The following is a 20096-nucleotide window of genomic DNA, read 5'->3' on the forward strand; positions in this document are numbered from 1 at the left end:
TGACTCAAAAAATCATTCCTGGTTTTACGATTAGGGATAACGTTTATAAATAATAGAAAGAAGAGTTTGATCCTGGCTCAGGATGAACGCTAGCGGCAGGCCTCATACATGCAAGTCGAGGGGCAGCGGGACACTTCGGTGTCGCCGGCGACCGGCGAACGGGTGCGTAATGCGCATGCAATCTACTTTACACTGGGGAATAGCCTCCGGAAACGGGAATTAATACCCCATATAATCTTATCAGCGCATGCTGAAAAGATAAAAGCTCCGGCGGTGTAAAATGAGCGTGCGTCCTATTAGCTAGTTGGAGAGGTAATGGCTCACCAAGGCTACGATGGGTAGGGGTTCTTAGTGGAAGGTCCCCCACACTGGCACTGAGATACGGGCCAGACTCCTGCGGGAGGCAGCAGTAGGGAATATTGGTCAATGGGCGCAAGCCTGAACCAGCCATGCCGCGTGCAGGATGAAGGCTCTCTGAGTTGTAAACTGCTTTTGTACAGGAGCAAAAAAATCTTTGCGGGGGTTCTTGAGAGTACTGTAAGAATAAGCACCGGCTAATTCCGTGCCAGCAGCCGCGGTAATACGGGAGGTGCAAGCGTTATCCGGTTTTATTGGGTTTAAAGGGTGCGTAGGCGGCTTATTAAGTCAGTTGTGAAATCCTAGTGCTTAATGCTAGAACTGCGATTGATACTATTAGGCTTGAGTTAAGAAGAGGTAGGCAGAATTTATGGTGTAGTAGTGAAATGCTTAGATATCATAAGGAATACCAATAGCGTAGGCAGCTTACTGGTCTTTAACTGACGCTGAGGCACGAAAGCGTGGGGAGCAAACAGGATTAGATACCCTGGTAGTCCACGCCGTAAACGATGATCACTCGATATACATGATGCGTCATGTGTGTCTAAGCGAAAGCGTTAAGTGATCCACCTGGGGAGTATACTCGCAAGGGTGAAACTCAAAGGAATTGACGGGGGTCCGCACAAGCGGTGGAGTATGTGGTTTAATTCGATAATACGCGAGGAACCTTACCTGGGCTAGAATGTATTTTGCTACCTTGAGAAATTGAGGGTTCCTTCGGGACGGAATACAAGGTGCTGCATGGCTGTCGTCAGCTCGTGCCGTGAGGTGTTGGGTTAAGTCCTATAACGAGCGAAACCCTTTTACTTAATTGCCAGCACATAATGGTGGGGACTTTAAGTAGACTGCCCGTGTAAGCGGGAGGAAGGAGAGGACGAGGTCAAGTCATCATGGCCTTTATGCCCAGGGCTACACACGTACTACAATGGCATGTACAAAGGGAAGCTACTTGGTAACAAGATGCAAATCTCAAAAGCATGTCTCAGTTCGGATTGGGGTCTGCAATTCGACCTCATGAAGTTGGAATCGCTAGTAATCGCGTATCAGCAATGACGCGGTGAATACGTTCTCGGACCTTGTACACACCGCCCATCAAGCCATGGGAGTTGGTAGAGCTTGAAGACAGTGGCCGTAAAAGGAGCTGTTTAGTGTTAGACCAGCGACTGGGGCTAAGTTGTAACAAGGTAGCCGTACCGGAAGGTGTGGCTGGAATATCTCTTTTATAGAGTAAATGCCATTCTCTCTCTTCTTACCGCATTTATTTTAAGTTTTTTCCTCTTTTTATTTAAAGGTTTAATCTATTTTAAATCTTTTTCTATTTCCTTCCCATTGGTTTTATAGATGCCATTTATCTTTTAGGCAGAAAATATCGTGTAGCGTGGACATATTGAGTGTCTTCCCCAAACGTTGAGGACGAGCGATTAAGGTAACTTTATCTCCTTTGTCTAGGAACTCAGCAATCATGTCGGTCTTATCACAAAAAAGATAGTCTTCTTGTACCAACTCTTGAAAATTGTCAATCCCAATTGGTAATTTTTTCATGATGCTATTAGAAGATTTAAAACTATTTTATCTACAGTATATAAGTTATCATCGGGAGCAACCTAATCTAGATTAGGCTTTTTCCTGCATGCTGATATAGATCGTATCGCTGTATCAGTTAGTTTATTACTTGGGTAAAGGACTTTTTATAGAAATTTGTTAAATTAAGGATTCAATCAAATTGCATTGGGTTGTTTTTCTAGCTGGAAAACATGGATATAATGCTACGTTAATGATTTGTAATTTTATACATTATACACTCCGAACGTCTGGCTCAGTTTGTTATCCTGATAGGGTTACTTAAATTACAAAAATATGCTCGGACCGCATTCAAGTATTGATATCTATCAAGGCAATACCCATGGAGATACGCCGCTTCATGTAGCAGCTTTTGAAGGCAATTGGCAAAAAGCCCAATTGTTATTGAAAGACAAAACCATTGATGTAAATGCAAGGAATAACTATTATAATGCACCCATACATTATGCCGTTTCTCAAGAGCATGTAGAGGTTCTTAAAGTGCTGCTAGAAGCATCAACCGCTGTGGATGTAAATGCGATAGATAAAGACACCTATGCGCCACTGCATTATGCATCGTATAAAGGCCATTTGGAGATGACGCAAACCTTGTTGAATAATGTAAATATTGATGTGAATGTCAAGGATAAATATGAAAATGCACCCTTACATTATGCAGCATTTGAAGGGCATATAGAGTTGCTTAAGGCGTTGTTGGCGAATAAAGATATTGATGTCAATATTAAAAATCAGCATGAAAATACTCCGTTGTATTATGCTGCATCTAAAGGTCGGCTAGAGGTGGTTAAGGCATTGGTGGTTGCTACAGGCATTCAGATCATGATAAAAAATAAGTATGGTAAAACGCCGCTTGATACAGCGAGCTGGAATAGCCACCCTGAATGTCTTGATGTATTATATCATGCAGCGCATAAACAAGAAGGATAAGGGGGGATATCTTCTTTGAAGCCCGCGTAGCGGGCGAGTTCTGATTTTCCCGATGAAAAACTTGGCGTGTAGTAAAAGAGGCTATGGCACATTTTTTAATTAAATTTGAGTGTAGAATTTAAAAGACAAAAAAATAATTTACACTCCTAAAGAGGCAGGTCTGTATTTATACATCCAATTATTTAACATTCGCATCATTGTAAACCTTAAAATCTTCCCATATCATCATGAAAAAGTTACCGATTGGTGTTGATAACTTTCATAAGTTGGTGTCTAACGATTATCTTTTTTGTGATAAGACGGATATGATTGCTGAGTTATTGCGTAAAGGCGAAGAAGTTACGCTCATTGCGCGCCCCCGCCGTTGGGGTAAGACGCTCAATATGTCTATGCTACACCATTTTTTTGCCTCAGAGGTAAATGGAGTAAATACATCAGGTTTATTTGATGATCTATCGATTGGCCAGTTAGAGGGTGGTAGATATGTTAGGGAACATCAAGGTAAGCATCCGGTTATTATGATCAGCTTTAAGGATGTAAATGCAGATAGTTTTGAAGGAGCTTATAATGCGGTCTATGAGTTGATACTAGAATTGTATAGTTTTTATCCTTATCTATTCACAAGTGAAAAAGTTAATGCGTTACAGTTGGAGCAATTATATCTTATTCGCAAAAGAAAAGCCAATCAGCAAGCATTAGAAAAATCCTTAAAGTTGCTCAGTCAATGCCTTTATCAACACCATGGGCAGACAGTATATATACTCATAGATGAATATGATACACCCTTAAACAAGGCTTATGGTAATAAGGCATACTTGGATGCTATGGTCGCATTTATGCGCAACCTGTTTAGTGCTGCTTTAAAGGGTAATACTACTCTAGCAGGAGGCGTGTTAACGGGCATATTGCGTGTGTCTAAAGATAGTATGCTTTCTGGGTTGAATAACCTAAAAATGTATACTCTTTTAGATCAAGGTTATAGTGCCTACTTTGGTTTGAGTGAATCAGAAGTTAAAGATTTATTTACCAAACAAAATCTTTCTACCTGTTTGGATCAAGTAAAAAGTTGGTACAATGGTTATAGGATAGGGAATCTAGTGATGTATAATCCATGGTCTATCATTTCATGTTTGAGTGAGGAGGGTTATTTTGATTTCTATTGGGTGAATACGGGTAATAATGATTTAATAAAGCAACTGATTCTTGCCTCTAATGATAGCATTAAAGAACAGTTCGAACAATTGATGCAACGAGAAGCATTAACGGTATCTATCGATAAACATCTTGCTTTTGATTTATTGGGTAGAGATGAAACTTCTTTATGGAGTTTACTCTTATTTGCTGGCTATTTAACTTGGGAACACAATAGTTTAAGTAGCAATAGCGATTTATATGATTGTGTAATTAGGATTCCTAATAATGAAGTACGGAAGCTTTATAACCGATTTTTTGAGGAATGGCTTCTGAACAAATTTCCTAGTCAGCGTAACTATGATACTTTTTTAAGCCATTTACTGATGGGCCAAGTAGATGCATTTACACGAGATTTAAGTGCTTACCTCCTACAAAGTGCTAGTTTCTTTGATGTGCATTCCGGTAAACAGGGTGAAAGTTTTTACCATGGTTTTGTTTTAGCTATGCTGGCTAGCATCAGTGATAGATGCCATATACGTTCCAATCGAGAAAATGGTTTAGGTCGCTATGATTTGCTATTAATCCCTAAAAAAGAAGTTTCTAAAGCGCTTCTATTAGAATTTAAACAAGTACGCAAAGAAGAAGAACTTGAAAACGTAGCTAAACTTGCTTTAGGGCAAATACAAGAACAGGCCTATCATACTGAAATATTACAATATCCGTATGTTAAAGAAGTAGTGGAATGCGGTGTTGCTTTTTCTAGGAAGTCGGTTGTAGCGGCTTATGCTACTTATAATCTGATTCATAATCAAGCTGGAGCAGTGTGTTTAACGAATAGATATGGGCAGGAAGAGGGGTAGAAGTAGCACCTTACTTTTTGCTTGATAAAAAAGTAAGGTATCTGTCCAAATCAGTGGTAAAAAAGGATTTTTATTGCACTTTTTGCTTGATAAAAAAGTAAGGTATCTGTCCAAATCAGTGGTAAAAAAGGATTTTTATTGCACTTTTTGCTTGATAAAAAAGTGCACAAAAAATCAAGCGCTGATGGAAAAAGTTGCTGAAAGTACAACTTACAGATGGAAAAACAGGAGCCATCCTGCTATCCATCTCTGCAAACTGTTTTTCTATTCATCTGCAAGCTGCACTTTCTAATCACAACTTTTTCCAAGGGCGCGTTTTTCCTATTTTTTTGAAACGCTGCTGGACTCCTATAAAAAAACTTGCCGCACAGTAAAATTTCGATCAGAGAGTTCGGTCTTTGGAGCTACCTATAATTTGACCATTAATATTTAGAAATTATTGGAAACGTAGCCTGCTAGTTGTTTGCAGTGGTCATTCTATTGCGTCCATTGAAAGCGCCCATGGCCGCCGATAAAGGAATTTGGCGCTTTCAGTAAGCTTGTAGTTTACTGACGAACGCTTTGTCAGCGGATCAGAAAATCAGTTTTGTCTGAAGCCCGCTGCGCGGGCAAGTTCTGATTTTCCCGCTGAAAAAGCGTTCGTTTCATTATTTTTACTGTGTGCCAAATTCATTTATCGGCGGACAGCAGCGGTGGGGGCAAATAACCACATCTCCCTTATTAACCCTTAAATCTCTTAAAAAATTTCAATAACTTAAGCTTTACGATTAACTTTATATCGATGGTTGTGGTTTTTATCCCCCTTTCCTACTATGATCATAGCAGCGTATGCGGCCCTGTACATATGGTTTGGAAGGCCTAGAAACCTGAAACAGTCGGCTTATAGAGTGGCCATTATTGGGTAGAAAAAGCAGTCAACCTATTGGCGGCTGGTTGGGAGGATGATGAGCCGCGTAATACTTGGTAATATGTTGTATAAATGGTTATGCGAATCGCTAAGCGTTGGCACTTTTTAGCAGTACTCTTGAGTTCGTTTGTAGGGTGGTTGGTTGCCATTACGCCTCTTTGTGCAGAGGAAGAAGTGGATAAAAAAGCACTTTTTACAGAGGCAGAGGCAGAGCCAGAAGTGGACGAAAAAGCACTTGAAATTCTAGACAAGACTTCTGCCTATTACCAAGCACTAGAAAACTTTAAGGCTACCTATGTATTGACCATTAAATATCCAGAAGAAGATACCATTCAGTGCGATAAAATTAAAATGCAGATCACTGCTCGGGGGCAGCAATATAGGCTATCCTATGGCCAAAAAGAGACTATAACAGATGGAGAAACCGTTTGGGCATATGATAAGGAGCTAAAAGAAGTTACCATTAGCGAATATGCTAAAACAGACGCTGATCTAAATTTGACTGAGTTATATAACCTTTATCAACAAGGCTATCGATTTGTCTATATCGGCGCACGTGTGGTGCACAAAGCGAAAAAGATCATACGAGATATTGTCCAGTTAACGCCTCTTCGTGAGGATAGCAGTTTTAAGCATATTACCCTTGAAGTGGACCGTGCTACCGCACAAATTCATAGCTGGGAAGTAGTACAAAACGAAGAAACAAGGTATATTTGTACAATTAATAAGTTCTCTGTTAACATTCCCTTATCAGATGATTATTTTACATTTGATATAAGTGCACATGGAGACTTAGAGGTAATAGACCTACGGGAAAGTGAAGAAGAAGTTGATTTAGATGAAGTGTAGTATCTACATGATCATCGCATTTTGCTATATAATTTACCATTTATGGAAACCATTCAACAACATTTAGACCAAGCAGCGCGCAGTATGGATAAGGCCTACCTCCATGCACAGGATGCTTTTTCAAAAGTGAATGCTGGACGCGCGCTACCTACTATGCTGAACCATTTGATGGTGCTCTATTATGGAAACCCAACCCCACTCCATCAAGTGGCTGCGATTAGTACCGCCGATCCGCGTACCTTGACGGTGCAACCATGGGAACAAAGTACCATTCCCCATATCGAAAAAGCAATTGCAGAAAGCCAACTTGGGTTTACCACTAGAAACGATGGACGTGTGGTTATGGTTACCCTGCCTCCTCCCTCTGAGGAAAGGCGCAAGAGTTTGGTAAAACTCATTAAAAATGAAGCAGAAAAAGGAAGGGTAGTCATTCGAAATCTGCGCCGTGATTATAAAGAAATGCTAAAAGCTACCCAAAAAGATGGCATACCAGAAGATGTTGTAAAAAGAGCAGAGAAAAAATTGCAGGAGCTTACGGATGGCTACATTGATAAAATCAACCATCTTTTGACCTTAAAAGAGGCAGATTTAATGGCTATTAACCAAAATAATAACGCATGCTCACGATAGCAGATTTACATGTACGCATAGGTGGCACAAACGTACTCAATGGCATCAACCTGCAAGTAGATGCCGGTCAGGTACACGCTATTATGGGGCCCAATGGGGCAGGCAAAAGCACCTTAGCCGCTGTTTTAGCTGGTAAAGCTGGTTATGAAGTTACCAAAGGGCGCATCTTGCTGCAAGGTCAGGATCTATTGGAGCTTGCACCAGAAGCTAGAGCCGCGCTGGGTCTTTTTTTGGCCTTTCAATATCCAGTTGAAATTCCAGGCGTAACCACGACTAATTTTTTAAAAACAGCTGTCAACCAAATAAGGAAACAGAGGGAGTTGCCCCCTTTGGATGCCGTTGCTTTTTTAGCCCTTTTAAAAGAGAAGCGCGAGCTGCTGCGTATGGATCATGGCTTGGTACAACGTTCACTCAATGAAGGTTTTTCAGGCGGCGAAAAAAAAAGAAATGAAATGCTCCAAATGGCTGTATTGGATCCTACTTTGGCCATTTTGGATGAGACCGATTCTGGTCTGGATATTGATGCTTTAACCATTGTCTCGCAAGCCATCAACCAGTTGCGTAAGCCCACCAATGCGATGGTATTAATTACCCATTACCAGAGGCTATTGGACCATGTGGTGCCAGATGTTGTGCATATTTTTTATGATGGAAAAATTATACAATCCGGCGATGCTAGCCTTGCCAAACGGTTGGAAAAAGAAGGCTATGCCTGGATTACCCAACGCATCTAATGATTTATGATTGCATTTACAAATTGGTTGGCAGAGGCCTTTGGAACCCTTTCTGCTACCGAGCCTTTTTATACAGAACGGTTATGCCTATTCAATAGGCTGCGTGAGCCTGCTTTTATAGCCAGCCAAAAGGAAGACTATACCAATCTGAGTGAAATCCTTCAGCTATTGACAGGTCGGCCCTACCATGCCGATCTACCCACTCCGCCTGCGTTTCCAGTGGAAATGAATCGGTATGTCCAGCTTCCTGAGGCAGTGACGGTAACTTTTGTAAATGGAGTATGGTCCCCATCTGGAAGCTTCCCCCAGGGGATGCAATTGCATAGGCTAGCAGATCTACCATTGCTCGAACAAAAAGAGCTATTGGCTACTTATAGGGCTGATATGCAATCAAGCAATGATCTTTTTATTGGCTTGAATAGCCTATTATCTCAAGAAAGCTACCTACTGGATATTACAGCAGATCGTCTGGTGGTCCTGGAACATATTGTAACCGATTCTGTCGCTCATGTAGTGCCTCAGTTGATCATTAAAGTAGGCAAGGGCTGTCAAGTAACTATACTAGAAAATTGGCGTACGGGCCAAACAGAGCCTTTTGTAAACCACTTTACCAATATTACGCTAGAAGAAGCTGCGCAGCTAGCTTACCATACCCTCTATACCGATGCAGCGTCATCTTGCCAGTTCAATAGCCTCTATTGTAACCAAAAAGACCATAGTACCTTTACCCATCATACCTTTGCCTTGGGTATTGCTATGTTGCGCATGCATATTAAAGCCCAAATCAGTGGCAGCCATGCCTCTGCCGGCTTATATGGTCTATCTGCCCTTTCGGAAACAGAAAAAGCAGCGCAACAGATCCAAGTTATCCATAGAGCCCCCCATAGCCTGAGCAAACAATATTATAAATCTATCTTAGGCGGCCACTCAACAGGCCGTTTTAGTGGTAAAATTTACCTCACCCCTGCTGCGCAGCAAACCAATGCCTACCAAACCAATAATACCCTGATCCTCTCCGATGCGGCCCATCATTATGCCAAGCCACAATTGGAAATTTATGCAGATGATGTCAAATGTTCCCATGGCGCAACCGCTGGTCAATTGGATGAGGAACAAATCTTTTACTTACAAACACGTGGCATCGCAGCCCCTTTGGCCAAAAGATTATTGCTGGAAGCCTTTGGCAGCGAAATCATTGACTCCGTTGCGTGCGCACCATTGCAAGATTATTTGCACCATAAGCTCGTAGCAAAGCTTATAAAATTGTAGTATCTTGGGTCTATTAACCTAGTCAACTGCTACTCATGTTTTCTACACGTCCTTTAGATATAGGCCAGATTAGGGCTTTTTTTCCTATTCTCAATCAACAGGTTTACAATACACCCTTGGTCTATTTGGACAATGCCGCTACGGTGCACAAGCCCTTTTCAGTCATAGATCGTGCCACCCATTTTTATCAGCAGGATAATGCCAATATTCACCGTGGTATGTATGCTTTGGCCACGCGTTCTACTACCGCTTTAGAGCAGACCCGCCTAGCGGTACAAAAGTTTATACATGCCCCTGAGGTAGAAAATATTGTTTTTACGTCAGGTACTACAGAAGGGCTCAACTTAATTGCGGCCACTTATGGCGCAATGGTAGTAGGGGTAGGGGATGAAGTAGTGGTTTCTGAAATGGAGCATCATGCCAACCTCATTCCTTGGCAACGCCTTTGTAAGCAACAAAAAGCTATTTTAAGGGTGATACCCATAGATGAACAAGGGCAATTGGATCTAACCCATTTTTCCTTTACAAATCGCACTAAAATCGTGGCATTAAGTTATGTATCCAATACACTAGGCACCATTAACCCCATTCAAACCATTATAGAACAAGCCCATGAAAAAGGCGCCATTGTCGTCATCGATGGGGCACAAGCGGTAGCCCATATGCCCATTAACGTTACGGATTTGGATTGTGATTTTTTTGTCTTTTCTGCCCATAAAATGTATGGGCTTACTGGGTGCGGCATTCTATATGGTAAAAAAAAGTGGTTAGAAGCGATGCCACCCTATCAGACAGGTGGTGGAATGGTCAAACAAGTTACCTTGACAGAAACCATCTACCACGATCCCCCCTATAAATTTGAAGCAGGCACGCCGCCATTGGCTTCTATTATCTCTTTTTCAGAAGCACTCAAGTTTATTTTAAGTGTAGGCCATTCCAGGCTAGCTGTCCATGAAGAAAGCTTACTAGTCTATGCATTGGCTGGCTTATCGCGTATGCCAGAGGTAAAATTGGTCGGTACTGCTGCCCATAAAGTAGGTATTATTGCTTTTAACTTAACCAATATGCACCACTTAGATGTAGGTCTATTTTTAGATGCCAAAGGGATTGCCGTTCGTACAGGCCATTGTTGTACCCAACCCCTTATGGAACGATTTGGGATAGAAGGCGTAGTACGTATTTCTTTTGCAGTATATAATACCATTGAAGAAATAGATCTGTTTTTAGAAGCATTGCAGCAGGTTATTTATAAAGGAAACCGTTAATATGGTAAAAATAGGATTTAAGACCATTGATCAACACCAAGATGAAATCATAGATGCCTTTAGCACCTTGTCTGATGATAGAATCGCGATGTTGGATTATCTTATTGATTTGGGCCATACACTGGCCCCTATTGACCCCTTGTATAAGACAGATGGCTACTTGGTACAAGGCTGCATGTCTAAGGTATGGGTAGCCGATACCCTTATACAGGGACGATTGTTTTTTCAAGCCGATAGCAATACCGCTATTACAAAAGGATTAATTAGTTTGCTGTTGAAGCTATTTTCTGGCCAATCTGTACAAGCTATTGTAGAGGCCGATCTATACTTTATAGAAGCCATTGGCATCCGTTCATTGATCGGGTTCCAGCGCGCCAGTGGGTTGGCCCATATGATTAAAACCTTAAAGGTACGCGGTTTAGCTAGATGTAGTGGCAGCAAATAATAGACTTTTTTCGCAACTCGCTTATGGTAAAGTCTAATCTATCATGCCTGATTTTGGGCTCGTTTAACTAGCATGGCACATGAAAACGTATACTAAAAACTTAGAAGCGGCACCATCTAATCCATCTGATATGCTGGCTGTTAATGCAAAATATCCCCCGCATGCCCTAGATTTAGAAGAGGGTGTTTTGGGTGCATTGATGTTAGAGAAAGAAGCATTGGTGAGTGTGATTGACCTCTTGCGGCCTGAAAGTTTCTATAAAGAATCGCATCAAGAAATCTATCGAGCCATTATACAGCTGTTTAATGATTCAGAGCCTATAGATATGCTTACGGTAGTCAATCAGCTGCGCAAAGATGGTAAACTGGCTGCAGTAGGCGGAAGCTATTATGTAAGCTACCTCACAACACGCATTAGCTCTTCAGCCAATATTGAATTTCATGCTAGGGCGATTTTAGAATATGCCATGCGTAGAAAGTTAATAGAAATTTCTACTATGGTTCAAAAGCATGCCTATGACCCTACCATGGATGTTTTCAATACTTTAGATCGTACTGAGCAAGCTCTATTTGAAGTTTCTGATGGACATATTCGCAAGAGTTATCTGGAGATGCGTTCATTATTGGTAGAGGCTTTTGATAGTTTATCTAATCGTCGCAACCGTTCCAATGGACTTACCGGCATTCCAAGTGGGTTTACTGCTTTAGACCGTATTACCGCTGGTTGGCAAAAGTTTGATTTGATTATTATTGCCGCTAGGCCTGGTATGGGTAAAACGGCTTTTGTACTCTCTGCTTTACGCAATGCAGCTATAGATTATAAGACACCTGTAGCTATTTTTTCCTTAGAAATGGGTGCATTACAGTTGGTTAATCGATTGATATCAGCTGAAGCCGAGCTAGCTGGCGAAAAAATAAAGCAAGGCAAATTAATGGACCATGAGTGGGAGCAGTTGCTGCATAAGACAGCTGCCCTTTCCAATGCACCCATTTATGTAGATGATACACCAGCCCTTTCTGTTTTTGAGTTGCGCACCAAATGCAGAAGACTGAAAGCCAAACATGATATTAAATTGGTGGTTATTGACTACTTGCAGCTGATGTCTGGTGATCTTAATAGAGGAGGAGGGGGCAATCGTGAACAAGAGATTGCTTCGATTTCACGGGCACTGAAAAGCATTGCCAAAGAGTTGGACATTGCCGTAGTGGCACTCTCTCAGTTAAGCAGGGCTGTAGAAACACGTGGAGGCAGCAAACGGCCCCAACTCTCTGATTTGCGTGAGTCTGGTTCTATTGAACAGGATGCAGATCTGGTTTTGTTTTTATATAGACCAGAATATTATGGATTAACAGAAGATGAGTCGGGTAATCCTACACAAGGGCTAGCAGAGGTTATTGTGGCCAAGCACCGGAATGGTGCATTAGATCAGGTTCATTTACAATTTATGGGCCGATATATGAAATTTATGGATGCGGATATGCCGCCTGCTACGGTGCAACCAGAGCAGTTTGTTATCCATTCGAGTAAAGCCAACGCATTAGATGATTCATTTGAATTGTTTTGAGCAACAACCTATTTAAAGTTTAGTATAAAAAGGATATTTAAGATAATGGTTGCCATAATGCTTGTAAGCATTGTGGCATTTTGCATATAGCTTAGCAGCCCTATCAGATTTTAGAATGGACTTGTTTAGTCTATTCGAGGCCTCCTGTATCTTGTTGCGATATTTGAAAATCGCTTTATTAATTGTATCTACAATATCCTGTATGGATTATTAGCATACTCCATCACTCATGGCCGCCCATAATTTGATACACAGTAAAAGTAATGGTCATTTCTTTAGTTAAATACATTTTTTGGTTATATCTGTACATATGGTGTATTTCATCTTACGTATAAATCTTCCGTATTCAACATAGGAGTTATTATATTGATTAGCAGCTTGATGAGCGTTCCAAATCATGTCAGTCAGTCTATCCAAAACCTCCTGTATATCTGACTTGGTCATTCTTATGTTATTCAGGCAAGTCTTTAGGTAACTCGTGTAACTGTTTGCGGTTGGTTGTGTGGTATGTATCAATGCATTGCAACTATTCAGCATGGTTTGAATGGATGGTATGAATTGATCAAAATATTCCGCAAAATGGCGGTAAGCATTTCTGGCATTTTTAGCAGCACTTCTGGCCTCTAAAGTATAATCAAATGCCTGTTCAAGTTCTTGAAGAGAACAATGATGTGTAAAAACAAATTCCCATACATTTTTACCCTTTTTGTTGGTATCACGCGCTTTTTTAGAAGCATTATATGCATTATTTCGTAACCATTTAAACGGATCTGTAGTAAAGAATACTGCATCAGTCTTGTAATATTTTGTATCCAATTCATGGATCGTAGCATAAGCGTAGGTTAGTATAGATTGCAGCATATCCATAACATGGTCACTAGAAGCATGATAGGCAGGCGTAGCATCAGCGTGGTTTAGTAGAAAGTCAGCTATGTGCCTACTATAACTTTTTACTATAGTAGGTGCTACACGCTGCAACATGCTGTGGATATAGTTTGTAAGATCGTTTGTGTCAAGAATAAAAGTAGAGTAGTGGATGATAGATTGAGCTATATATAGCACATTGCTATTCGCCACAAGCCTAGGCTGTTCTAAAGCGATCTTCATGGCAAGCAGATATTCACATAGTTTATAAGCATACTTTCGGATCTTAGGCATAATACCTTCTACTTCTACAACCCCAGTAGGTATGACTTGATCAGTAAGGACATCCGCATAGATTTCTATTGCTTTTTTTTGAATATGAGCATATTGAGCGCTGTAAAGCGGTTTTTTGCATATTTGTTCAGGGAACCTAGCGGTTGTATTTGCGATACTAAAATTAGCACAATATGCGGCTCTATCAGCTTTTTCAGCGGCAGCCCAATTTTCACTGCTTGTATCACTATTCTGTACGCTACTTATAGGTAGACTACTATTACATGCATGAAGGCATAAGTAGATAAATGCATAAAGGGATGCGCTCAGAAAAAACATAGCTTTGTTTTCATAATGGTTTAGCTTAAAAATTGTAAAACAATACCTACCATACAGATGCTAATCTTTACGCACCAATAGGAAGCAACCTATTTATGTATAGTAAATTTAAGCCATAATAAATCTGGTATATATTTTTCAATATAACAAGTATACAGTATGGATTTATTTTAAATTAAATTTAATATGTTTATTATCAATTAAAAGTATGATTACGTATAATACACCCGTTTGACCCTTTGCCCTATTTGGGTAAGCAATTCATAAGAAACGCTCCCTAGCCGTTCCGCTAGTGCATCTACTGAATGGGCTGGACTAAAAATAATCACTTCATCGCCACGCTTTAATGCCATACCCGTCACATCTACCATAGCCATATCCATGCATATATTGCCTATAATAGGACATTTATGACCTTGAATGGCTGCTCTATTTGATAGAGAAAATTTTGCATAGTTGTCATAATTTATTTAGATTGCATCTACCTAAGTGGGCGTTTTAACCTAATAGTTTGCAGATATAGGTTTGTTCCTTGAGCTAGTAGTTATATACGCCTAGATCAAAGCCGTATAGTATGAAAAATTTATTAAAGAGCAGTTTATTTTACTTTTCTATAAGTAGTCTAGTTTTAACTGGATCCAATTGCCCCCGCCGTCCTGATAAGCTAAAATCAAGCCGATTAAAGCCATTCTATAGAGATCAATCAAAAACTCCTGCTCAACTACCAGATGGTTCAATAAAAGCAAAAGCTACTCCATCCGATTCATCAGATCTGCCTAAAAATGATCGGTCTAATGATGATTTGGTATCCTATTCAAAACCTGTAAGCGCAGCTGCTGTTATTCCGCCTGTAGCAGTACAAGCAGGAACAAAGCAGCAGAAGGAGGGGCAGGATGAACAGGGGCAGGATGACCTCCTGTAGGCGAAGCTGAAGGAGGAGATTCACGAGCTGCGGGAGGAGCTACCTCTCCTGCAGGAGCGGAAGGAGAGGCTACAGGAGGAGGTGAACAAGCTGGCGGATGATCTGTGGTGCCTGGAGAAGTTGGGTAATCAGGAGAAGCTGGAGCAGGTGAAGGCGCAGATGGAGATTCAGAATGCACTTCTGGATCAGACTGATAGGCTATTGTATTGGAAGCGGAAGAATCTGGAGGATAAGGAGACTCAGGAGAAGTTGCTGCAGTTGCAGCACTAAAAGACCCATAAAATGACTATTAAAGATGGTAATAGCACCAAACTCAAGGTATTGTGGCTATTGCTTATGCTATATTGAACATAAAATTAGCCTTATGTCTAGAACAGTATATAAGTATATATGCTATAAATCTAGCGGATCAAGTATAATAAATGCGCTTTACCCTTTGGCTTATTTGAGTCAGTAGCTCATAGGAAATAGTACCTAACTCTTCCGCTAGTAGGTCTATTGAGACTTCTGGACTAAAAATAACCACTTCATCACCGCGTTTTAATGTAATGCCTGTCACGTCAACCATAGCCATATCCATGCATACATTGCCTATAATAGGACATTCACGACCTTGAATGACTACCCTGCCTCTTCCACAGCCAAATGATCTGCTTAAACCATCTGCATACCCGATTGCTATAGTAGCAATTGTCATATCCTGTGTAGCTATGGCTTTTCGGTCATATCCTATGCTATCTCCTTTTTGAATCAATTTGACTTGTGAAATGGTGGTCTTTAGTGTACTGGCTGGCAGTAAATGGGGTTGTATGGTTTCGTCAACCCCTACGCCGTGCAAGCCAATCCCTAGCCGTACCATATCCAATTGAAAGGCTGGAAAACGTAGTATCCCATTGGTATTTAAAAGATGCTTTAAAGGATTGATGTGCAGGTGTGATGCGATATAGTCGGCCATTTTTATAAATTTTTCTGCTTGTAAATGGGTATATGCATCATGTACATCTGCTTGTGCAGCCGCTAAATGGCTAAAAATACTTACTATGTGTAGCGCAGGTAGTTGTTTACACTGCCTTATAAGTTGGTCCAGCTCTTTTTCTGTTATGCCCAAACGGTGCATACCCGTTTCTAATTTAAGGTGGATGGGCATATATTGAATCGATCTTTCTGTTATAAAGCAAGATAAGGCATCCAATAAGGGCAAGCTGTATATTTCTGGTTCTAGATGGTGGTTTAGGATGGCATCAAAGTGGTCATCTGTTGGGTTCATTACCATAATCGGTAAGGTAATGCCTTTTTGACGCAATGAGATGCCCTCATCCATATAGGCAACTCCTAGGTATTCCACACCATGGCGCTGTAGTGCGGAAGCTAGTTCAAAGTTACTGCTGTCACTTCCGTAGGTGGAGGCCTTGGCCATAGCCATGATTTTGGTGCCAACTTTTAATTGGCTTCTAAAATAGGAGAGGTTGTGCCGAATGGCATGCATATCGATCTCTAAAATGGTTCCATGGTTGTTGTTTTCGATGGCTTGTACGACCCGTTCTAGCCGAAAGGTACGTGCCCCTTTTACCAAGATGGTTTCATCTTTAAAGGATGGCTTTTGGGCTATAAAATCTTCTGTGCTATTCAAAAAAATAGTTTCTGGCATGGAAAAAAGAGCGCTATACTGGCTTATAGTGGGCCCAATACCAATCAATCGATGGATGGCGTGTTTGGCCAATAAGGTAGCTAGTTCCTGATACAGTTGGCCATCAGATGTGGCAGATTGGAGCATATCTGATAGAATAACGGTGCGTTTGGTGGGTTGTTGTTGTTGCATAAAATCTAATGCAAGCCTTAGACTGACGATATCATTGGTGTAGGTGTCATCTATAATCTGACATCGGTGCACACCCGCTTTGAGGGTCATGCGCATCGGTATCGCTTTAAGCTGAAGCAGGGAACGCTGCAGTGGTGCGGGTTCAAAGCCATTGTTTAATAGGTAGACGAGGCAATGGGTGATGTTTTCTATAGAAGCACTATCCTTAAAAGGGATTGCAAAAGTGTTAGACCTCTTTCGAAACTCGATTTCTAATGGCCATTTTGGTGTTGAAGCTTGTCTATGCTCCTCAAATACACCTGAGTATTCTGCAGTGCTCGACTGCGCTGCTCCTAAAAATTGTGCATCACAAATCGCTTTCGAAAGAGGTCTATCGCTTTGGGTTGCTTTGGTAATTTGTAGCGTAGTTTGGTCTGTTTGTGGTTTGCATGTAACCAGGTAGTCTGCTGTTGGGTTATGAAAAGACCAATTGACCAGTTCCTTTCCCTTTCCATATAACTGATTAAGGGTTAGGTGAACCAGCTGATGGTCTTTACAATAGTAAATGGTGGTACAGCTGGTAAATAGTTTTATTTTCTCTTCAATTTTTTGCGTAGTGCTTTGAAAGCCTTGGCTGTGCGCAGCGCCGATGTTGGTCAGCAGTCCATGGGTTGGTTGAATCAGTGGTGCCAATTTTTCTATTTCACCGGTTTGCGAAATACCTGCTTCAAAAATTCCATATTCATGGTTGGGCTGTAACAAACTTATCGCAAGTGGTACACCAATTTGCGCATTATAACTGTGTGGGTTGCTAACGGTTTTGTATTTTCTGGATAGCAATTCATGCATCCACTCTTTTACAGTCGTTTTGCCATTACTACCGGTAATACCCAATATCGGCAAATGATGTTTTGATCGGTAAAAAGAAATAAATTGGTGTAATGCCTTTAATGTATGGGGTACTTCTAGAATGTTTACATCGTTGTGTTTTTCTATAATAGTGCTAATAGTGCTGTTATATGGATGGCTTACTACAAATTGGCGTATGCCTTGGTTATACGCTTCTGCTATATAATGATGTCCATTGTGGTTAATGCCCACAATGGCAAAAAAAATAGGAAATGGCGTCAGGGTTTTGCTTCTGCTATCTATGCTTAGTTCTGTTATGGGCCAATGAGCTGCTTCAGCTATGACTCGGCCACCTGTAACCATTACTAAGTCACTAAAATAGCCAAGGGTGTGTGCAAGGTACATGGTCAACTGGATTTGGTTATGCGATAGATAAAGTGCTGTTTGTCTTGTTTTTTTTGTTTTCCTCGCTTTCGGACCTCGATAAATGAATTTGACACGCAGTAAAAATAATGAAACGAACTCAAAAGTAAGGCTAAAAAATCATGTTTTTATATGTGATAATCAATTAAATATATACATTAAGTTGACGCCATGAATAGATACGAAAGAAAGGATAAAGTGTTAAGCTTATTAGTCTTATGAGCTATTGCTGTTCAACGCGTTTTATACTAAATATTTGTATAAAAGATAAAGAACCGATCACTAAAGAATTCATGCATAACAATACACCTAAATTGTAACCCATATATGCGTCAAAAAACAACACCTGCACAATAGCTGAAAAAATGGGCGCAGCTGCAATGCCAAGACTAGTTAAACCAACGTCAAAGTTCTTAATAGCAAGTTGCAAACAGATTTGAGGCACAAGAACAAAAAACAAAGCAAAAACTATTAAATGATAAAAGGACAACTGGCTTATAGAAAATAGATTGTTTTTTATACATAAGAAAAAAGTCACCACCAATACAAGTATAGAACGTAGTGTATTGATTCGAAGCGGAAATTCTCCAGCACTACTCAACCGTTTGCATATAACGGTATTACATAGGACTGCTATGCCACATACTAGTGATAGTGAAAAACCTATTATAATGTTTGCACTACCTTTACGTAATGCAATAACTGATGCATCAGATAATAAGAGCTGAGCTGACAATATAAAAAGTAAAAAAGATAGCCATTTTTCAACAGATGAGGTTTTATTAAAACGAAGCAAATTATGAAGCATAGGGCCAACTGAAACTGCAATAGCAGATGAAACAGCAGGAATAATGTAACCTATTGATAGGTAGCCCGTCACTAAATTAAGTACAGTAAAAATATTCAACATTACATAATTCAGTATTAAATTTAATCTTCTATGCTTATCGCTATTGCTTTCTGCTGCTTTTGTGTGGTTAGTTTTATTAACAAACGCAATAATCAAAGTAACTAGAAGCGAAATAAATGATGCTGTAAAGATAACTAAAAAAGGATTTATTTTCTTAAAAAGAAAAAAAGAAGAATAAAGTGCCCTAGCCCCATCACCTGACAGAAATACGACCATAGCCAGAAATCCGATTAAAATATTCATTTTCATATGTTAATAAATGTCTTGTCCACTAATTGACAACATGCATCCAATAGCTCCTTAATGGTTAGCAAGTATGTGATGGGCTGCAAAAAAGAAAGGTGATGGCTTTTCGTTTTTATCCATACGCTGAACCAGATCGTAAAAAGCAACGTTCTGGTTACTGGTAGCTTCAAGTATATAATTAAAACTTGACCACAATTTCTCAGAGATACTGCAAAAAAGCAGGGCCGCTATCTTTTTATCAGGGGCAACTATATTTTTCATGATTAGCTTTAACCTTTACATTAAGAGTTCCAACTTATGTTAATAATTTTACTACTTACATAAAGCCTTAAAAAATATTAGAGTTGTAATTGGATGCCAAATAATACTAATTACAGGTCATAATCGTTAAAGATTTTTCATAACAACATCCATCAGAAATCAGCAGGTAAATGCTACTAAACCTATTGTTTATACATCAAGCATTGAATATAATGCCTCAATTTTACATTGATCAATTAGCAAACAATACTTGTTCATTTCTATAAATGGCTATGCATAATAATAAAAAATAACATTAACAATCACTTGTATTTAATAATTTTATTAGTTAAGAGCAACCATCTGTTTATAATTTGTTCTTTTCTTGTAAGCATGCATTTATAATCGAATCTTCATCTATATCTGACTGAATACTAGTCCGCTTATTAGTTTCCAAGAACATTAAGTACTTATTAAAATAGCAGGTATGGTTTTTATTATCGTATTTTTTTAATGCATAGGCGGCATAATCGTAAGACTAATAGCTATGATGACATACTAATCCCAACTTGATCAGCCTATCTTTATTTTTACTGCGCGCTAACTTTTTATCGTCGGCCAGCGGCGGTGGAGCATACGAACGATCCATTTGCATCGCTGTGCTAGACTAGCGTTTCCTTAACTTGACGCCATTGTTTGAATAGATACCT

General features: G+C 40.0%; 16 protein-coding genes and 1 rRNA gene. 11 read left to right on the forward strand and 6 right to left on the reverse strand.

Annotation, left to right across the window (positions count from 1 at the left end):
- The first annotated feature begins 54 nt into the window (after nt 1-54).
- A 16S ribosomal RNA gene (locus ACOALF_RS02680) occupies nt 55-1579 on the forward strand.
- A 113-nt stretch (nt 1580-1692) separates the two neighbouring features.
- Here ACOALF_RS02680 and ACOALF_RS02685 read toward each other — a convergent pair.
- Nucleotides 1693-1899, reverse strand: a complete 207-nt coding sequence (locus ACOALF_RS02685) for an AAA family ATPase (RefSeq protein WP_419241890.1) — start codon at nt 1897-1899, stop codon at nt 1693-1695.
- 315 nt (nt 1900-2214) lie between these two features.
- Here ACOALF_RS02685 and ACOALF_RS02690 point away from each other — a divergent pair, with 315 nt between their 5' ends.
- The 9 genes from ACOALF_RS02690 to dnaB all read left to right on the forward strand — a co-directional run bounded on the left by ACOALF_RS02690 (nt 2215) and on the right by dnaB (nt 12522).
- Complete coding sequence (locus ACOALF_RS02690; RefSeq protein ID WP_419241891.1) at nt 2215-2865, forward strand: ankyrin repeat domain-containing protein; 651 nt, start codon at nt 2215-2217, stop codon at nt 2863-2865.
- A gap of 227 nt (nt 2866-3092) precedes the next feature.
- The gene (locus ACOALF_RS02695) at nt 3093-4859 is read left to right on the forward strand and encodes an AAA family ATPase (RefSeq protein WP_419241892.1); all 1767 of its coding nucleotides are present in this window, start codon (nt 3093-3095) and stop codon (nt 4857-4859) included.
- 985 nt (nt 4860-5844) lie between these two features.
- Nucleotides 5845-6615, forward strand: coding sequence for a LolA family protein (locus ACOALF_RS02700; protein WP_419241893.1), 771 nt, complete (start codon nt 5845-5847; stop codon nt 6613-6615).
- A 42-nt stretch (nt 6616-6657) separates the two neighbouring features.
- Nucleotides 6658-7245, forward strand: coding sequence for a ribosome recycling factor (gene frr / locus ACOALF_RS02705; protein ID WP_419241894.1), 588 nt, complete (start codon nt 6658-6660; stop codon nt 7243-7245).
- Nucleotides 7233-7979 carry a Fe-S cluster assembly ATPase SufC gene (gene sufC / locus ACOALF_RS02710; protein ID WP_419241895.1) on the forward strand — a complete coding sequence of 249 codons (747 nt, stop codon included), beginning with the start codon at nt 7233-7235 and terminating at the stop codon, nt 7977-7979. The genes frr and sufC overlap by 13 nt, the downstream gene beginning before the upstream one ends.
- A 6-nt stretch (nt 7980-7985) precedes the next feature.
- A complete protein-coding gene (gene sufD, locus ACOALF_RS02715; protein WP_419241896.1) occupies nt 7986-9248 on the forward strand; it encodes a Fe-S cluster assembly protein SufD in 1263 nt (420 codons plus the stop codon).
- 35 nt (nt 9249-9283) lie between these two features.
- A complete protein-coding gene (locus ACOALF_RS02720; RefSeq protein WP_419240991.1) occupies nt 9284-10513 on the forward strand; it encodes an aminotransferase class V-fold PLP-dependent enzyme in 1230 nt (409 codons plus the stop codon).
- A 1-nt stretch (nt 10514) separates the two neighbouring features.
- Nucleotides 10515-10958 (forward strand): SufE family protein, encoded by a 444-nt coding sequence (locus ACOALF_RS02725; RefSeq protein ID WP_419240992.1) that lies wholly within the window; start codon nt 10515-10517, stop codon nt 10956-10958.
- A 79-nt stretch (nt 10959-11037) separates the two neighbouring features.
- Complete coding sequence (gene dnaB, locus ACOALF_RS02730) at nt 11038-12522, forward strand: replicative DNA helicase (RefSeq protein ID WP_419240993.1); 1485 nt, start codon at nt 11038-11040, stop codon at nt 12520-12522.
- Between the two features lie 279 nt (nt 12523-12801).
- Here dnaB and ACOALF_RS02735 read toward each other — a convergent pair whose 3' ends face one another.
- Nucleotides 12802-13998, reverse strand: a complete 1197-nt coding sequence (locus tag ACOALF_RS02735; RefSeq protein WP_419240994.1) for a hypothetical protein — start codon at nt 13996-13998, stop codon at nt 12802-12804.
- Between the two features lie 212 nt (nt 13999-14210).
- The gene (locus ACOALF_RS02740) at nt 14211-14468 is read right to left on the reverse strand and encodes an alanine racemase C-terminal domain-containing protein (RefSeq protein WP_419241910.1); all 258 of its coding nucleotides are present in this window, start codon (nt 14466-14468) and stop codon (nt 14211-14213) included.
- A gap of 104 nt (nt 14469-14572) precedes the next feature.
- On the opposite strand from ACOALF_RS02740, the gene ACOALF_RS02745 reads away from it, so the two are divergent.
- Nucleotides 14573-14920: a hypothetical protein gene (locus ACOALF_RS02745; RefSeq protein WP_419240995.1), complete on the forward strand. Its 348-nt coding sequence runs from the start codon at nt 14573-14575 to the stop codon at nt 14918-14920.
- 409 nt (nt 14921-15329) lie between these two features.
- Here ACOALF_RS02745 and alr read toward each other — a convergent pair whose 3' ends face one another.
- The 3 genes from alr to ACOALF_RS02760 all read right to left on the reverse strand — a co-directional run bounded on the left by alr (nt 15330) and on the right by ACOALF_RS02760 (nt 19407).
- The gene (alr, locus tag ACOALF_RS02750) at nt 15330-17972 is read right to left on the reverse strand and encodes an alanine racemase (protein WP_419241911.1); all 2643 of its coding nucleotides are present in this window, start codon (nt 17970-17972) and stop codon (nt 15330-15332) included.
- Between the two features lie 241 nt (nt 17973-18213).
- Nucleotides 18214-19149 carry a hypothetical protein gene (locus tag ACOALF_RS02755; RefSeq protein ID WP_419240996.1) on the reverse strand — a complete coding sequence of 312 codons (936 nt, stop codon included), beginning with the start codon at nt 19147-19149 and terminating at the stop codon, nt 18214-18216.
- A 51-nt stretch (nt 19150-19200) separates the two neighbouring features.
- On the reverse strand, nt 19201-19407 hold the full coding sequence (locus ACOALF_RS02760; protein WP_419240997.1) for a hypothetical protein: 207 nt from the start codon (nt 19405-19407) through the stop codon (nt 19201-19203).
- Nucleotides 19408-20096 lie beyond the last annotated feature (689 nt).

The sequence above is a fragment of the Cardinium endosymbiont of Nabis limbatus genome (assembly GCF_965196625.1).
GTDB lineage: Bacteria > Bacteroidota > Bacteroidia > Cytophagales > Amoebophilaceae > Cardinium.

Excerpts from the sequence above, each read along its gene's own strand:
- ACOALF_RS02685 (WP_419241890.1), bottom strand. The coding sequence starts at position 1,899 with ATGAAAAAATTACCAATTGGGATTGACAATTTTCAAGAGTTGGTACAA.
- ACOALF_RS02690 (WP_419241891.1), top strand. The coding sequence starts at position 2,215 with ATGCTCGGACCGCATTCAAGTATTGATATCTATCAAGGCAATACCCAT.
- ACOALF_RS02695 (WP_419241892.1), top strand. The coding sequence starts at position 3,093 with ATGAAAAAGTTACCGATTGGTGTTGATAACTTTCATAAGTTGGTGTCT.
- ACOALF_RS02700 (WP_419241893.1), top strand. The coding sequence starts at position 5,845 with ATGCGAATCGCTAAGCGTTGGCACTTTTTAGCAGTACTCTTGAGTTCG.
- frr (WP_419241894.1), top strand. The coding sequence starts at position 6,658 with ATGGAAACCATTCAACAACATTTAGACCAAGCAGCGCGCAGTATGGAT.
- sufC (WP_419241895.1), top strand. The coding sequence starts at position 7,233 with ATGCTCACGATAGCAGATTTACATGTACGCATAGGTGGCACAAACGTA.
- sufD (WP_419241896.1), top strand. The coding sequence starts at position 7,986 with ATGATTGCATTTACAAATTGGTTGGCAGAGGCCTTTGGAACCCTTTCT.
- ACOALF_RS02720 (WP_419240991.1), top strand. The coding sequence starts at position 9,284 with ATGTTTTCTACACGTCCTTTAGATATAGGCCAGATTAGGGCTTTTTTT.
- ACOALF_RS02725 (WP_419240992.1), top strand. The coding sequence starts at position 10,515 with ATGGTAAAAATAGGATTTAAGACCATTGATCAACACCAAGATGAAATC.
- dnaB (WP_419240993.1), top strand. The coding sequence starts at position 11,038 with ATGAAAACGTATACTAAAAACTTAGAAGCGGCACCATCTAATCCATCT.
- ACOALF_RS02735 (WP_419240994.1), bottom strand. The coding sequence starts at position 13,998 with ATGTTTTTTCTGAGCGCATCCCTTTATGCATTTATCTACTTATGCCTT.
- ACOALF_RS02745 (WP_419240995.1), top strand. The coding sequence starts at position 14,573 with ATGAAAAATTTATTAAAGAGCAGTTTATTTTACTTTTCTATAAGTAGT.
- alr (WP_419241911.1), bottom strand. The coding sequence starts at position 17,972 with ATGTACCTTGCACACACCCTTGGCTATTTTAGTGACTTAGTAATGGTT.
- ACOALF_RS02755 (WP_419240996.1), bottom strand. The coding sequence starts at position 19,149 with ATGAAAATGAATATTTTAATCGGATTTCTGGCTATGGTCGTATTTCTG.
- ACOALF_RS02760 (WP_419240997.1), bottom strand. The coding sequence starts at position 19,407 with ATGAAAAATATAGTTGCCCCTGATAAAAAGATAGCGGCCCTGCTTTTT.